Origin of the sequence: Siminovitchia sp. FSL H7-0308, from assembly GCF_037980985.1 — a bacterium.
Taxonomy (GTDB): Bacteria; Bacillota; Bacilli; order Bacillales; family Bacillaceae_C; genus Siminovitchia; species Siminovitchia thermophila.
Genome location: NZ_CP150282.1, coordinates 3,874,542 through 3,890,664 on the forward strand (window position 1 = coordinate 3,874,542; position 16,123 = coordinate 3,890,664).

Consider the following 16,123-nt stretch of genomic DNA (forward strand, 5'->3'; position numbering starts at 1 on the left):
ACATACACTTCATGATATAAGAGCCTACTCAATGGTTTTAACCACTAATCTCATCATAACTATGGCGGCATCATCATCTTTGCCGTTTAGGCTTATGTCTGAGCGTCTATTGTGTTGGATAAAGCCTTCGCTTTAGTTGCCGTGAGACTTGTGACTGCTGATACTTGGACTGTGGGCGCTTTCAAGCTTATTTGATAGGCAGATGTTCAACATGTTCTTCACATTCATGGTCGGGACGCTTTTGACTTGCGATTTGGATGAGATCGGCAGGCTCTTTGAGAACTTTGGCAATAATAAGGCCAAGCAAAAAGCCAATTAAACCGGTTACAATCCATCCGGCGCCATTTGTAAATAATGGAATGAAACCAAATACTTGATTGATCGCTTCAGGCGCGATGTTTGCTTCTTTTAAAGCATCGAGAATAGCGACAAAACCGACACCGGTTATGGTGGCAACGTAAACCGACTTATATCCGCCAAATAAATTGTTTGTAAAGATTAATACAATCAAAGCAATCGCAATCGGATATAACAATAAAAGAATAGGCGAAGCAAGCGTCAAAATTTTATTTAATCCAAAGTTCGTAATGATCAAACCAACAAGCGAAAATGGGATGAGCCACTTTTTATAAGAAACGGACGGAATGATCCTTTCGAAATATTCGGAAACGGACGCTAAGCAAGCAACATTCGTTGTGATCCCAGTTAAGAAAATGACTGCCCCAATCATATATACCCCGCCTTGCCCAAACAGCACCTTGGAGCCTTGAGCCAATATTTCTCCTCCATTTTCTTTCAAGCCGATGGAATCCACACTAGAGGCGCCAATCCAGGCCATTGAGAGTTGTAATGCCACAAGTCCAATCATCGTGATCATCCCAGCCTGAATAAAAACCCGTGACACTTCTTTTTCTGATTGGATTCCTAAAGAGCTGATCGATTTAATGAAGATTCCCCCAAATACAAAGGCGGCAAGAACATCCATTGTATAATATCCTTCTGTAAACCCTTTGATAAAAACTCCGCTCAAATATTCCTCTTGAGGCTCGCCAATCTTTCCCATTGGTGTAATCAGCGACTTGGCAATTAAAGTGATTAATAATATGGAAAAGACAGGAGTGATTATTTTTCCTAAACGATCGACAAATTTGGTCGTATTCCACGAGAGCAAAATCGTCAAGACAATGAATATTGTAGAAAAAATGAACAAGTAAAGACTGGCATTTTCCTTACTGTGCACATGTGGATTAATCGCAATTTCATAGACAACAGATGTTGTCCGGGGAATGACGTAAATGGGGCCAAGCGTTAAGAACAGCAATACTGAAAATATAACAGCAAAACGGGGACCCACTCTGCCCGCAAGTCTTTCCACTGTTCCTCCGCCGCGTGTCAACGCAATAATCGCCAATAACACCAAACCGACACCAGTAATTAAAAACCCGCCCATAGCGGTCCAGACATTTCCACCTGCCTGCTGTCCTACCATTGGCGCGAATATCACGTTTCCAGCACCTAGAAACATCGAAAAAAGCATCAAACCTATTGCGAGTATTTGTAGAAAGGGCAGTTTTTTTTGCACCTCAAGTTCCTCCTCTAATGAGAAGGGGAAGAACATCCAGGAGCTTCCCCTTCTATTTTTTTCGTGAACATGTTATCCTTCAAATCTATTTTTCCTTTCCGGTCTTGCGTGTGCTGCCCGCCGGAAATGTGCCTAAAATGAAATAACCGCGACGTTCCCCAAATGAAATGATGGAAAAAAACGCAATGTTCTATTCATAATACCCGCCACTTCCTTGAAATTGCGGACTGAGTATTGGCTCCATCATTTCGCCCGATTGTTCGAGAAAGGATGAATAGATTTATCGTAAAAGAAAGCCTTCCTTGAATGGATCGCTCACATCCAATGAGAATTTATGAATGCCGGTCACCCAAGCGGACCCCGTTATTTTCGGGATAATCGCTTTATAGTTTCCAACCTCTGTATAACCGACTACCTCGCCTTTAAATTGTGATCTAATAATACTTTCCTGGATAATATATTCACCAGGCTTAAGGTTCAATGTGGAAAGCTTTGCACATGTGCCTGTCCCACACGGTGACCGATCAATTTGTCCATCGCCAAAAACCACGGTATTCCGATAATAATGTTCATCTAATTGTAAACTAAATTCTACGAGATCAATCGTATTGATCTCGGGAATGTACGGGTGGCTGACCGTCAACTGTTCGTTTGCCGCCTTTCTGATCTTCATGCCCAATGAGGTAATTTTTTCCTGTTCTTCAGTGGTTAGTTGTAGTTGAAATGGTTCTGCATCAACAATGGCAAAAAAACTGCCGCCAAAAGCGATATCCATTTCCACATGCCCCACATTTTCAACAAAAACGCTTACACCGCGTTCATATAAAAAGGCCGGAACATTGATAAATGACACTTCCTTCACTTTATCCTGCTCATAAACAAGATGACATTCGACAATTCCGGAAGGCGTATCCAAAAATACCTTGTCTTTTCTTTCAATGAGGCCACTATGGACAGCCACTGTGACAGCCGCTATCGTTCCATGGCCACACATGTTTAAATAACCGCCGCTATCCATAAATAAAACCCCAATGTCGCATGATGGCTGGCAAGGCGTGGTCAATATGGCGCCAAACATATTCAGATGCCCTCTTGGCTCATGCATTAACAATTTTCGTATATCGTCCATATTTTTCTGCACATAACGTTTTTTGTCCATCATGGATTCACCAAGAATCTCCGGAATCCCTCCGATGACAATTCTGGCCGCTTCTCCCATCACATGCGCATCAATGGTTTCTATGTAACCTTCTATCTCAATCATTTCACCATTTCACCTCGTAAATATGTTTCTATACAATAGAGATAGCAAAAATTGTGCCAACACATTTTAATAGGTATACTTGCTACAATTGCTGTTCTGTTGATCATCTATTACAATAAGAAGTGTCCAAAAATGTTACACATTTGTTTAATACAAATGGCAGATGTTACACTATTTTAACGAAGGTGTTGGTTATGAAAGAACAATACTTTAAACATTCACACTATTTCTTACAGACGTTAATACAAACAAGTGCGGATGCCATTACCATTATTAACGCATCGGGCGAAGTACAATATTGGAATCCCCAAGCAGAAAAGATCTACGGCATACCGCTTAGAGACATTGAACATAGAAAAATAAGCAAGTTTTTTAAAAGAAAAGATTTGAAATTATTGGAAATCCTAAAAACGAAACGGCCTGTCCATAACGTCTACCACCAACCCCGGCCGGATAAGCACGTAGTCATCAGCTCGGCGCCTATTTTTGATGAAAATGGAGAGTTAATCGGAGCCATTTCCATCGACCATGATATTACCAACATCGTAAAATTAAACGAAAAGCTGACCTTGCAAACAACCCAGCTCCAAAACATAAAAAGGCAATATAAAGTACAGGAACAAAATGGTCCTTTTTCGGAAATTAAAGGGAATAGCGAAGCGATTCAACTCGTAAAAGGATTGGCGCTAAAAGTGGCTAAAACGGATGCGACAGTCCTCATTCACGGAGAAAGCGGCGTTGGGAAAGAACTGTTCGCCCAAGGCATCCATGAAGCAAGCTTCAGAAGTCGGGAGCCATTTATTGCCATTAATTGCGGAGCCATTCCCGAAGCCCTGTTTGAAAGCGAATTTTTCGGTTACGAAAAAGGCGCTTTTACAGGCGCGCACCGGGATGGCAGACCGGGGAAAGTGGAAATGGCCGAAGGAGGTACTTTATTTTTGGACGAAATTGGTCTATTGCCCCTTGACATGCAAGTCAAATTACTAAGAGTCCTCCAAGAAAGAGAAGTATATCGCATTGGGGGCAACACCTCTATTAAAGTAAACATTCGCGTTGTGGCCGCCACCAACAGCGATTTAGAAGAGATGGTGAAACAAGGCACCTTTCGGGAAGATCTGTACTACCGTCTCAATGTGGTTACATTACCCATCCCTCCCCTGCGGGAAAGATTGGAAGACATCCCGCTCTTAGCCAATAACTTCATACAAGAATTTGCAATAAAATACTATAAAGAAATCCCCTCCCTTTCTGACAGCGCCTTGGAATGCTTCATGAACTATCATTGGCCCGGAAATATTCGAGAACTGAGAAATGTGGTCGAAAGAATGATCATCTTTTCAGAAAAACCGATCATCCATGCCGAAGACATCACCCAAATCTTTCCGGCCAACACCAAAAAAGCAGAAGAAAAGGCGGGACTCGCAAAAGAAAAAGCCCTGTTAGAAAAAGAGCGCATCCAAGAAGCCCTAAACAAAACCTTTGGCAACAAAAGCGCAGCCGCCACATTACTCGGAATGTCCCGAGCAAACCTATATAGAAAAATAAAGCAATACGATATCAAAACATAAAGCCATAAAGACGACCGAAACCTCATTCATGGATCGCTTAATTCAGTGCAGATATCAAAAACGGAAAGCCATGAAGACGCCCCCAAAAGGCGGATGCTCCGATGGCTGAGACTTCTTTGACAGAACATCAGCTATCGGAGCAATAAACAGAGACAAGCTCATAGGGAAGATATAAAGTGAAACTTCATTCAGAGGAGTTTTCTTCCCTCTCCTACTGAATGTTAGTTGAACCAATCGGGCATTTAGGTGCCGTTTGCTCACACATGCACCTTTTGTATTCACTCAAGATTTTGATGTGGGAGCCTTACGGCAGCTTACATCAGACTGTCTAACAAATAAAACCAAAAAAAGGTATAATATAGGTAACTTATAAGCAGAGGAGATTCTTTAGAATGGGCAATGTTCACGGTTTTTCAAGAGATCAAATAAGTTTTCAATTACTGTGTTTAGATGAAATGATTGATAAGGAAAACCCTGTTCGAGCAATTGATGCTTTCGTAGAATCACTCTGCTTGGTCGATATGGGAATTAAAGAATATAAAAAACATAATCCTGGACAACAACCTTATGAGAGAAAAGATTTATTAAAGTTGTTCATCTATGGATACTTTAACAAGATCAGATCTTCTCGTTCTTTAGAGATAGAATGTAAAAGAAATATCGAGTTAATGTGGTTAGTAAATGGAATACGTCCTGATCATGGGACTATTTCATTATTTCTAAAGGAAAACCGTAAAGGCTTTAAGAAAGTTATGCGCACTTTTACATACTTACTTAAAGGATGGGGATTAATTGATGGCAAGCTTATTGCCATTGATGGAACAAAAATACGAGCACAAAATAGTAAGAAAAATTGCATTACTTCAAATGGATTAACAAAGAAGATGAATTATATTGATGAAAAGATTGAACACTACCTCCAACAACTAGAACAAATAGCACAGGAGAATGAATTAACAGAAGAGAACGTTTCATCTATTGAATCGAAAATTGATAAATATCAAAAGAAAAAAGAATATTTAACAGAAATAAAAAAGAAAATGAATGAAGAAGAAAAGAACCAATTGACAACGACAGATCCGGAATCTAGAGCTATGAAAAATAATGGGAAAATAGATGTAGCTTACAATATGCAATCTTCTGTAGATAATAAGCATAAACTGATTGTCACTTTAGATGTGGTAAACGATGTAAATGATCAGAGTCAACTATCCTCGATGGTTTCAAAAACAAATGAAATATTATCAAAAAACACAGACAGAGTCATAGTAGCTGATACAGGATATTATAATGCAAAAGAAATAAAAGATTGTTTAGATGACGGAAACACTTTATATTTAAAACCTCAAAAAAAGAAAAGTATGTCAGGAGATCCTACTTATTCAAAAGATAATTTTCAGTATCAAAAAGAAACAGATAGTTATCGTTGTCCTCAAGGACAAGAACTTCCTTACAAGGAAAACACGTCTAAAAATGGCTTGAAGTACAAAAGGTATATTGGAGGAGATGTTTGTTTATCTTGTCCTGTATATAGTTTATGTACAAAAGCTAAAAGAGGAAGAAATATTCAACGCTGGGAACATGAAGAACTTATCGAAAAATTGAAAGAAGATACGGAAGCCAATAATGAAATTTATAAAAAACGATCACAAATTGTGGAACATCCTTTTGGAACCATTAAGCGATCCTTTGGTTATACTTTCTTTCTAGGGAAAGGGCTGGATTCTGTGAACGCGGAAGCAGCTCTAATTGGTGTTGCCTATAATTTCAAAAGGCTAACGAAAATCAAAAAAGTTTCGGAGATTGTGGAGCTATTAGTAGCTTAACCACACCGAAACTCTTTGTTAATTTCAATATTAGAAGTTTTGCAAGCAAAAAAGTACGTTTGAGTGCTGAAAATTGAACATTTGTTAGACAGTCTGACATGCGGGATAAACGAGAAAGAGATTCGGAGAGGCAGAGCGAAAATCAAAGCACGGAGAAAAGCTCATAGGGAAGAAGGCAAGGTGAATTTTATAAAGACCGCGGCGGTTGCCAGACTCATGGGAAAGTGTAAACGCTCATTGAGCAACCGGAATCAAGAACCAATTGCAAGAGTTCCTCATAGGGAAGATGTTAACCCCGCCACCTCCATCTAATTGCGGTTCTTTTTCCACGTTTCAATTCCTTATAGGTAAGATGTTAACGACAGGGGAGCAGAATACACATCAACCACAACAGGGTTTCAATTCCTCATAGGTAAGATGTTAACACTGACTGCATGGCCTAGTTCACCGCCTTTATTTTTGTTTCAATTCCTCATAGGTAAGATACAAACGGAGCGGTTCGGAATGAAAAAGGTCAGATCGTTGGAAATTTCAATTCCTCATAGGTAAGATGTTAACAATGTTTTTACATAGAAAATTATCAAAGTGAGGTAGTTTCAATTCCTCATAGGTAAGATGTTAACCTGAATCCTCTGCCACACGTTTTTCCGATACGTCCACAGTTTCAATTCCTCATAGGTAAGATGTTAACGAAATCCAAACGGAAAATATAGATGATAGTTATGATTTGTTTCAATTCCTCATAGGTAAGATGTTAACAATAGACCGGCTACCCGTAGTTTGATAGAGTACTCGGTTTCAATTCCTCATAGGTAAGATGTTAACGGTGACTACTGTTCCGGCCATTTCTTGGGCTTTTTTCTGTTTCAATTCCTCATAGGTAAGATGTTAACCACTTACTGGATCTGTCTCCGGGTTAAAACCTTCTGCGTTTCAATTCCTCATAGGTAAGATGTTAACTGATACCTGATCCCCAAATGTACGTTGTGCTGTCATCGTTTCAATTCCTCATAGGTAAGATGTTAACTTAAAAGTGTCTTGTCCTTGCCTTTTCCTTATCTTGGTTTCAATTCCTCATAGGTAAGATGTTAACTTCGACGGGTTTGTCGAAGCGTGTGTCGAAGAATATGTTTCAATTCCTCATAGGTAAGATGTTAACTCGCTTTCACCTGAGCTGTTTTCTGCACTTACTTGGGTTTCAATTCCTCATAGGTAAGATGTTAACGGACCCGGGTAGCGGCGGGGATAATTCCATTTTGGTGTTTCAATTCCTCATAGGTAAGATGTTAACGGAATGGAGAAGCTTGCACTTGCGGGATGGAAAGCGTTTCAATTCCTCATAGGTAAGATGTTAACTCAACAACAACATTGGATAGGAAATATGATGAATATGGTTTCAATTCCTCATAGGTAAGATGTTAACGCAATGAATTTAATGGGCTATTCAGCTACGTCCATCGTTTCAATTCCTCATAGGTAAGATGTTAACAACAATTGCCGACGAACTAGCTTCTACTGAAATCGGTTTCAATTCCTCATAGGTAAGATGTTAACTTCCTTGCCCTGCTTTCTCATTACGTAAGTTAGGGGGTTTCAATTCCTCATAGGTAAGATGTTAACGTGATCCGACAGCTGTAGAGGTCAGCCCAAAAACAAAGTTTCAATTCCTCATAGGTAAGATGTTAACGGAGATACTGCCGTAGAAGCTTACAAGAATGTCCGGTTTCAATTCCTCATAGGTAAGATGTTAACGCGCCGGATTGTCTTTTGTGTACTCCTGCTTAATTGGTTTCAATTCCTCATAGGTAAGATGTTAACTAGGTAGGGAGGCGGTGAAATGTACGGCATAATTAGTTTCAATTCCTCATAGGTAAGATGTTAACTTTCTTCACCATTTGGTTTTTTTGATTCCCATTTGAGAGTTTCAATTCCTCATAGGTAAGATGTTAACGAAATTGAAGCTGACATCCACTTATGAATACTACCCCGGTTTCAATTCCTCATAGGTAAGATGTTAACAACAATATCTTCTTTTATTCTCTCATACACTTCCTCGTTTCAATTCCTCATAGGTAAGATGTTAACATCAGTAAAATCATCAAACCCAAACTGCAATTCAAGGTTTCAATTCCTCATAGGTAAGATGTTAACAGCAATGAATTTAATGGGCTATTCAGCTACGTCCATCGTTTCAATTCCTCATAGGTAAGATGTTAACAGATATACCGGTTACGTTCTTCTTCGGTCATACCTTCGTTTCAATTCCTCATAGGTAAGATGTTAACGTATGGCGGAATCTACGGTTCTTGTGTAAGAACCATCAGTTTCAATTCCTCATAGGTAAGATGTTAACTCTCGTTTCACACCCATAGCATCTTCGATTCCTTTTGGGTTTCAATTCCTCATAGGTAAGATGTTAACTGATTCTTACGAGGAATTGGATGCGCGTGCTTATATTTGTTTCAATTCCTCATAGGTAAGATGTTAACGGGAAACCTATCTCGACGTAATGGAAAAACACGGAAGTTTCAATTCCTCATAGGTAAGATGTTAACCCGTTGATATATAAAAACCAAGCAAAAAAGTCAACGGTTTCAATTCCTCATAGGTAAGATGTTAACGGGGAAAACCCTGTAGCATTTAAAAGTGATTTCATTTGTTTCAATTCCTCATAGGTAAGATGTTAACGGTTTTCTGTGGTTGGGATTGTTTGCCAATATCTTTTGAGTTTCAATTCCTCATAGGTAAGATGTTAACCACTGCTAAACCTTGCAAAAGAAATTGCAGAAAAGCCGTTTCAATTCCTCATAGGTAAGATGTTAACAAAACAATCCCCTCGGCTTTGGCATCATTAGCCGGGGTTTCAATTCCTCATAGGTAAGATGTTAACCGCACAGTTTCGAAACGCCGAATCATACGCACACGTGTTTCAATTCCTCATAGGTAAGATGTTAACGCCTCACACGGTCTACAAACGATCGCACGGTCACCGTCGTTTCAATTCCTCATAGGTAAGATGTTAACAAGTTTGAAACATAGACAGTAGTCCCCTTAGGGATAGTTTCAATTCCTCATAGGTAAGATGTTAACTGCATGGTCGAGGATTATCACAATTTTACTTTATATCTGTTTCAATTCCTCATAGGTAAGATGTTAACCAAGAGGGGAGGGTACGCTTTGTCAGGGCAAACACTGTTTCAATTCCTCATAGGTAAGATGTTAACAGACAAAATGGCTTTAGTCACATTCGCCACTTCACTGGCGTTTCAATTCCTCATAGGTAAGATGTTAACCGGCAAGTGCTGATATATCGACTTATCATCGACCGGTTTCAATTCCTCATAGGTAAGATGTTAACTCAGCTGCATGGCGATTATACTGCTCGACAATGGGTGTTTCAATTCCTCATAGGTAAGATGTTAACTGTTTGATGCGGCCGTCCTTGATAGGTGGCGCATGCCTGTTTCAATTCCTCATAGGTAAGATGTTAACTCATACGGAGTTATTGTATTACCTTCTTCAACTTGGTTTCAATTCCTCATAGGTAAGATGTTAACCGAGCACATCAAACTCCGCCAGATTTGGCGTTAGTGAGTTTCAATTCCTCATAGGTAAGATGTTAACACTGCTTTTCGAATGTTTGCTCGACTACTTGGTCGAGTTTCAATTCCTCATAGGTAAGATGTTAACATGTTTTCCCCTGTTTGATCAGTTCATAATCTGCAGGTTTCAATTCCTCATAGGTAAGATGTTAACTTCGACTTATGTTCGTATTCTTGGCGGCGGGCATAAGGGTTTCAATTCCTCATAGGTAAGATGTTAACGTTGAGCCGATACGCGACGAAGATTTCATATTCGATGTTTCAATTCCTCATAGGTAAGATGTTAACCAGCATAGAAGCTAGTGAACTATCTGACCGAGTTTTGTTTCAATTCCTCATAGGTAAGATGTTAACCGACGCCACGGTTTTGTATCGTTGCTCTGCTTCATCAGGTTTCAATTCCTCATAGGTAAGATGTTAACTCCGCCTGCGTCGTTAGTATCTTCGCGGCCATCGCCGTTTCAATTCCTCATAGGTAAGATGTTAACCATACCGAGCGCACCCGCAACCGGCGCCACATATGTTTCAATTCCTCATAGGTAAGATGTTAACGAAAATAGGCACGAGGAAATACCGTTTAGCAGCGCGTGTTTCAATTCCTCATAGGTAAGATGTTAACGTAGAGCCATCGCCGTGATTTCGCCTTCCGTAGTCTCGTTTCAATTCCTCATAGGTAAGATGTTAACCCCGAAAAATTGTCCAGCGCAATTGCGGGCAGGTTAGTTTCAATTCCTCATAGGTAAGATGTTAACGTTTAACACCTCTCAAATATCCGATTTCTTTTGCGGTTTCAATTCCTCATAGGTAAGATGTTAACCGGTGATGATGTCGCCAACTTTTCGCTCCTTGTCCTGTTTCAATTCCTCATAGGTAAGATGTTAACGGTGTGGTCCACAATTTATGTCTAGTCGTACAGCAGTTTCAATTCCTCATAGGTAAGATGTTAACGGATTTTCCCGCGCCAGTCACGCATGACCTTTTTGTGTTTCAATTCCTCATAGGTAAGATGTTAACGCTCGGTGTCCGTGATAAGTCCGAAAAGCTCATCGCGGTTTCAATTCCTCATAGGTAAGATGTTAACTTACAAGCGCCGGGCTAGGTGTGTCACAGGATGGTGGGTTTCAATTCCTCATAGGTAAGATGTTAACGTCGTAGGCTTTGGAGGTTCAGGTTCATGCTCCGAGTTTCAATTCCTCATAGGTAAGATGTTAACCCCAAAAAACATTGATTCTATCACATTATTGTATATCACATATTTTATAAAAATGAAAGTTATTTTTTCCCAAACAGGCTCATACTGGTTGCATTTTCCGCTTTTTGGATGATTTTGATTTGTCGTCGATCTCCCGGGGTTGATGTCACGAGATAGATCGACGACAAATGTTACAGGATAAAATCTATGTTTCCTTTTTCTAAGCCCATGATTTCTCTTTTAGAAAATTTTTGTGATCTGAATGTGTATAAGATGATCGAGTCTTCCTCTGGATCCATGAGTAGCTCCAGCTCTTTTTTTAATTTTACAAAATTTGCTTTTGAAATTTCTCCTTCAAAAACGGAATTTTGAACCCAGTGTAAATACTTTCGGCAAATTTTCAATGCTTTTCCGACTCTTTTTTCTCCAAAGTCATATACAAGGATTAAGAACATTCTCTAAAATCCTCCTCTACCAAAGCGATTCGAACGGTTCGTATTCTTTTTCACCTAATATATGCTTTTGAATTTTGTAAAGCTCTAGTCGGTATAAGCGTCGATATGAAACACGCCTGCCAAGGTGACGGTGATTTACAGTAGTTCTCATTCGCAACTCAGTTTGCTCTAAAAAAATTCTTCTCCCTTTATCATTTAACAAAATGCCTCCTGTATGCTGCTGTTCAAAATGCTTTTTTGTAATCATTTTCTTATTAATGAGCTGAAAAATTAACCGATCCACCATAATCGGCTTAAAAATCTCCGCTACATCCAAGTTCAACGAAAACCTTCTAAAGTTTGTCGAATGCAAGAATCCTATTCTCGGATCTAAATAGGTTTTATATATTTCACTTAAAATCATTGTATAACAAATAGAATTACCAAAACTAATCAAGGCATTAAGGGCATTTAAAGGAGGCTGTTTTGTTCTTTTATCAAACACGAAATCTTTGTTTTGGATAATATCATCAAAGCAAGAGTAATATACTTCTCTTGCATGGCCTTCTGAAGCCATTAATTCCTCTATTGTTTGCGCTTGAATGAGATGTTCCTTTATCTCCGCCATCTTTTCCGCAGAATCTTTTAAATGGATATTATTATCCTTCCGACGATTTACATAGTATTTTAGAACTTGTTGCATTTGGTGAATTGACCCATTCACAAATCGGCTGGCCAAATCAAGCCTACGTTCGAAATTCAAATATACTTCACTTTGCTTTAATAATACGTGTCCTGCATTTAAATGTTCTCTTGGATAATAGGTGCCGGAATAATAACCAAAATAATTGAAAAAGTGAACGCAAATATGCTTCTGGGACAAAAAATCAAGCAGCTTCGTATTTAAGCTTACCTCTGAAAAAATAAAAATATCGTTGATGTCTTCTATCGGAATAAACGTTCTCTTTCCTTCATCATTTATAAAATATAACGTGTTGTCTTTTCTCTTGAATTCACCGCTATTTGTAATATACAATGTTTTTTTCACTCATTCTTCACCCGCCCAGCAATATTCACGATATGCACATTTTGGACAAAACTTAATTTTCTTAGGTGAAGGGGGAACCGGCATACGTGCATACTTCTGTATCTCTTTTATTACCTTTTCCAACTGTTCCTCGTTCTTTTCCGTTAATTCAACCACTTCCTTCTTCTTTTCTTCCGCAAACAGCAACTCTCCCTTGGCTTCTATTCCCATTTTCTTTAGTTCGTATAAGTAAAATAATAACTGAAAATAACTGGATTCCCTATAGCGGGAGGTTTTCTTTATTTCCTGTACAACAAGCTGATTTCCCACCTTCTTGATTCTGTCAATTTTACCGCTGCCTATATCTACTTCTTTCTTTCCTCTTTTACTGTAGTATTCGTGAAGAAAACGGCCAATATCCACGTTTTCATCTTCTTGGTCAGGGGCAATTTTACGAATCATGAGCCAAAGCTCTCTTTTGCAGATGAAATAGTACCAAATGTCCGTACCGGTCACGTTCGGCATGTACTCATTCGGCAATTCACATTCTCCTCTTATATAAAATGATGATCGATCTCATCTTCCATAAAGGCCAATCCTTTTTCTGGGCTGTAGACTCCGTCATCTTTTAACATTGGAATTCTATCAGTAAGGAAATCCTCTTTGGAAACTACTTTTAATGCCTTCTTTGCTGGTATATTTAAAACAAATTGATGAAAAAGGATGTTGAATCTCTTCTTTTCTTCGTATGGACGATTCAGCATTTTTTTCTCTTTAAAAATACAATAAATATCTTCCGGCGACGAAGCCCCAAACTCCTCCATCAATTGCTTTAAATCTTCAGAGATGAATGGTTTATATTCCTCCCACTTAAAGGGAATAAAAACGGGCAAGCGATGGTATTCGTTACCTCCGAATACTTCATGTCTGGATAAGGCTTCCCAATTCCCTTCCATTGCCTTCTTGATATCTTGCAAAACCGATTGATAATTATTTTCATGAAACATGTTTTGGTAAAACTGTTTAATAAGATTCCCTGTTTCCTCCTCCAACCATATATCTTTCTGAAAAAGTAAATCATCTGAAATGCGCCTCAAATGATGAGCATAAATAAAGCGGGTATCTTGGTCATTTCTCATCAACTTTCCTGTCTCTATAATTCCCATGTCCTTTTCGCCGTGTCTGTTCACCCTGCCAGCGGCTTGAATTAGTGAAGGAAGAATCGGTAAGGCGCGATACATATAATGGAAACTTAAATCCGCTCCTGCTTCTATCACTTGCGTCGAGATGACAAGAATGCGTTGTGAATGTTCTTTTTTACGCTGACTGTTGAGTGCATTAAAAATTTGTTTGATTTGTATGCTTTTATGAATCGGAACCATCAGTCCATGCACCAAGTATGTATTCGTATCTGTCTGTTGATCGAGTTGTTGATAAACATCAATTGCATCATGAATCGTATTCAGGATAGCTGCTCCGCTTGGCTCCCGTAATCTTGATAGTTTTTCAGCACATTCAGCAGCGTCTATTGGCTCTATCAGTTTCAACTTATATCTGTTAAGTGAGCCTTTCGACGATACGGTCAGCCTTTTGGGTTCCTCATTGAGCCCATGATGAAAAGGGGGCATTGTCGCAGAACAAAAGATCGTAACTTGATGGTAGAGTTTGGACATTGCGTTTGTTCCTTTTAAAAATAAGTTCCAAACTGCAGCATCTATAATTTGAGGTTCGTCAATGACAACAATGGCGTCTTGAAGAAAAATTCGGCGCAACGTTTCCTGGGCACGGCTTGGAAAAATAGCTTTCATCCACTGTACTAAGCTTGTACAAATAATTGGATTGGCCCAAGCCTGGACATGTATGTCACTCATTTCATCCGTTTTTTCATTTTCATCCAACAGATGTTCATTATCAATTCGTCCACGATTTTTTAAAATAGCCATTGAATGAAATTGCAAAGGCGTAAATCCGGTTATTTTCTCAATGACATCGGCATTTTGTTCGAGGATGGACAAATAAGGAGCAATATAAATAATTTTAGAAAAACCTTTTTCTTTTGCAATTTCAGAGGCCAGTTTTAAAGCTGTAATCGTTTTTCCATATCCCGTTGGCATCTCCAGTACATAGTAAGAGCTGTTTTGCTCTTCTTTCCATTGTTTAATGATAGATTTTTGGGCATTTGAACGAATGGCTGCAAGAGGATGCCCTTTTCCCTGCAGGCAAAATAGGTTAATACGATCGCCAATCTTGTTCCAATCACTCTTTTTAATTCGACGATCAGTAGCTTCTTGAATATCAAACCGATCGGCAGCAATAAAAATCGAAGTAAAATATCGCCATCGTTGGAGTACAGCCATCATTTCATCTACGTTTTTTTCATGTTGTCTGAGGTCATCATAAATCGATTCAAATACTTCGTCTAAAATATCCATATATTCACCGAACTGCCATAGATGGATATCCTCTTCATTGACCGATATATTCATGGATTCGATCTCAGGATATAAGTAATAAATCCACTTCTCAATCCCGGGCATATCTATTTTTTCAAAACAGCCAGTATCAATCTCTTCATTCTTTGCATATCCCTTTAGAACTCCATGGTGATCAGCAATATCTCGTGTTAAAAAAAGCCAAATCATTTGATAGCGTTCATTCCATAACTTACTTTCTTTCAGAAAGTGATAGGATAAATAAGAAAAAAAGAGGGCACCATAATGGGAATGATTCGGCCCACGCCTGCTTTCTCCTTTAATATACCGTTGCCATTCAAAATTTGCTTTACCGATATCATGGCTGATAGCTGCAAATTCGATTAGTTTTTTCACAGCTGGATCAATAGCTGTTGTAAAAAAGGAGCGCGCTTTATTACGCACCCCTTCCAAGTGTTCCGTTAATAGATATTGCTTGCCATTATCATCTGGGCGAGCGATGCTCACTGAAAATGGAATTATACTAGACATACAAGGTCACCCTCTATCTCAACCAACTGATACTCTTCTTGATTCAACTTTGGCTTCATAAACATTTTTTTTCCGCTTTTCTCAAAAATAAAATCAATAGATTGACTAAATGTGCGATGTCCCTCATACCTTTTCATAAAACCACTCGCTCGTTGATAATAATGACCATCTTTGGGAACGAGCTCTTTTATAGCTGAAACAGGAATGACCGATCTTGCGCTATACGTTTTGCCTGTATCCAGCACTTCGTTCAATTCCCATGTCCCTGCATAAACCGGTGTGGTGATGGCAAAAGCCGAGCCGAGATACGTTGTATAGACAAATTGCTTTTCTTTCAGGGCGATTTCCAACTCGTTGAAAAATTGCTCCCCAGCATAGTATATTCTATAGGCAGGTTCCACTAGTAACTGGATAGTTGTTGGCCGATTAAAAGACGAACCTCCATTATGGAGCAACGATAACTGTTGGCTTACCAAGCGGACACTTGAACGTAACTCAATACCAACTTTATCAGTCGTGGTAAAGTCTTCTATTCCCAATATTGCACCAACCAGCCCCTTCGCTGCAGTTGGGGGAATGAAGGGATATGTCAATTGGGTAGCAGTTGTATCCGGCCTGCGAAAGTGAGCAACTGAACTTTTCACATCAAAGGCTAAAACTTTCAA

9 protein-coding genes and 1 CRISPR repeat array are annotated in these 16,123 nt (G+C 39.1%); of the genes, 2 read left to right on the plus strand and 7 right to left on the minus strand.

Annotation, left to right across the window (positions count from 1 at the left end):
• Positions 1-187 precede the first annotated feature (187 nt).
• Complete coding sequence (gene brnQ, locus MHB50_RS18140; RefSeq protein ID WP_340084424.1) at positions 188-1,582, minus strand: branched-chain amino acid transport system II carrier protein; 1,395 nt, start codon at positions 1,580-1,582, stop codon at positions 188-190.
• Positions 1,583-1,862: 280 nt separating this feature from the next.
• Positions 1,863-2,846, minus strand: coding sequence for a proline racemase family protein (locus MHB50_RS18145; RefSeq protein WP_340084426.1), 984 nt, complete (start codon positions 2,844-2,846; stop codon positions 1,863-1,865).
• A 194-nt stretch (positions 2,847-3,040) separates the two neighbouring features.
• Here MHB50_RS18145 and MHB50_RS18150 point away from each other — a divergent pair, with 194 nt between their 5' ends.
• Both MHB50_RS18150 and MHB50_RS18155 read left to right on the plus strand, forming a co-directional pair.
• Complete coding sequence (locus MHB50_RS18150) at positions 3,041-4,414, plus strand: sigma 54-interacting transcriptional regulator (protein WP_340084428.1); 1,374 nt, start codon at positions 3,041-3,043, stop codon at positions 4,412-4,414.
• 392 nt (positions 4,415-4,806) lie between these two features.
• Positions 4,807-6,240: an IS1182 family transposase gene (locus tag MHB50_RS18155; protein ID WP_340084261.1), complete on the plus strand. Its 1,434-nt coding sequence runs from the start codon at positions 4,807-4,809 to the stop codon at positions 6,238-6,240.
• Positions 6,241-6,504: 264 nt separating this feature from the next.
• A CRISPR array of direct repeats spans positions 6,505-11,055; the repeat unit is 30 nt; unit sequence GTTTCAATTCCTCATAGGTAAGATGTTAAC.
• Between the two features lie 170 nt (positions 11,056-11,225).
• On the opposite strand, the gene cas2 is transcribed toward MHB50_RS18155, so the two are convergent.
• From cas2 to cas5, 5 genes are read right to left on the minus strand one after another with little or no spacing between them, the layout of a single operon-like run.
• Complete coding sequence (gene cas2 / locus MHB50_RS18160) at positions 11,226-11,489, minus strand: CRISPR-associated endonuclease Cas2 (RefSeq protein WP_077113802.1); 264 nt, start codon at positions 11,487-11,489, stop codon at positions 11,226-11,228.
• 16 nt (positions 11,490-11,505) lie between these two features.
• Positions 11,506-12,516 carry a type I-B CRISPR-associated endonuclease Cas1b gene (cas1b, locus tag MHB50_RS18165; RefSeq protein ID WP_340084429.1) on the minus strand — a complete coding sequence of 337 codons (1,011 nt, stop codon included), beginning with the start codon at positions 12,514-12,516 and terminating at the stop codon, positions 11,506-11,508.
• On the minus strand, positions 12,517-13,020 hold the full coding sequence (gene cas4 / locus MHB50_RS18170; protein WP_340085365.1) for a CRISPR-associated protein Cas4: 504 nt from the start codon (positions 13,018-13,020) through the stop codon (positions 12,517-12,519).
• A gap of 29 nt (positions 13,021-13,049) precedes the next feature.
• Positions 13,050-15,458, minus strand: a complete 2,409-nt coding sequence (gene cas3 / locus MHB50_RS18175; RefSeq protein ID WP_340084430.1) for a CRISPR-associated helicase Cas3' — start codon at positions 15,456-15,458, stop codon at positions 13,050-13,052.
• Positions 15,446-16,123 carry a CRISPR-associated protein Cas5 gene (gene cas5 / locus MHB50_RS18180; protein ID WP_340084431.1) on the minus strand — a complete coding sequence of 226 codons (678 nt, stop codon included), beginning with the start codon at positions 16,121-16,123 and terminating at the stop codon, positions 15,446-15,448. Before cas5 ends, cas3 begins: the two co-directional genes overlap by 13 nt.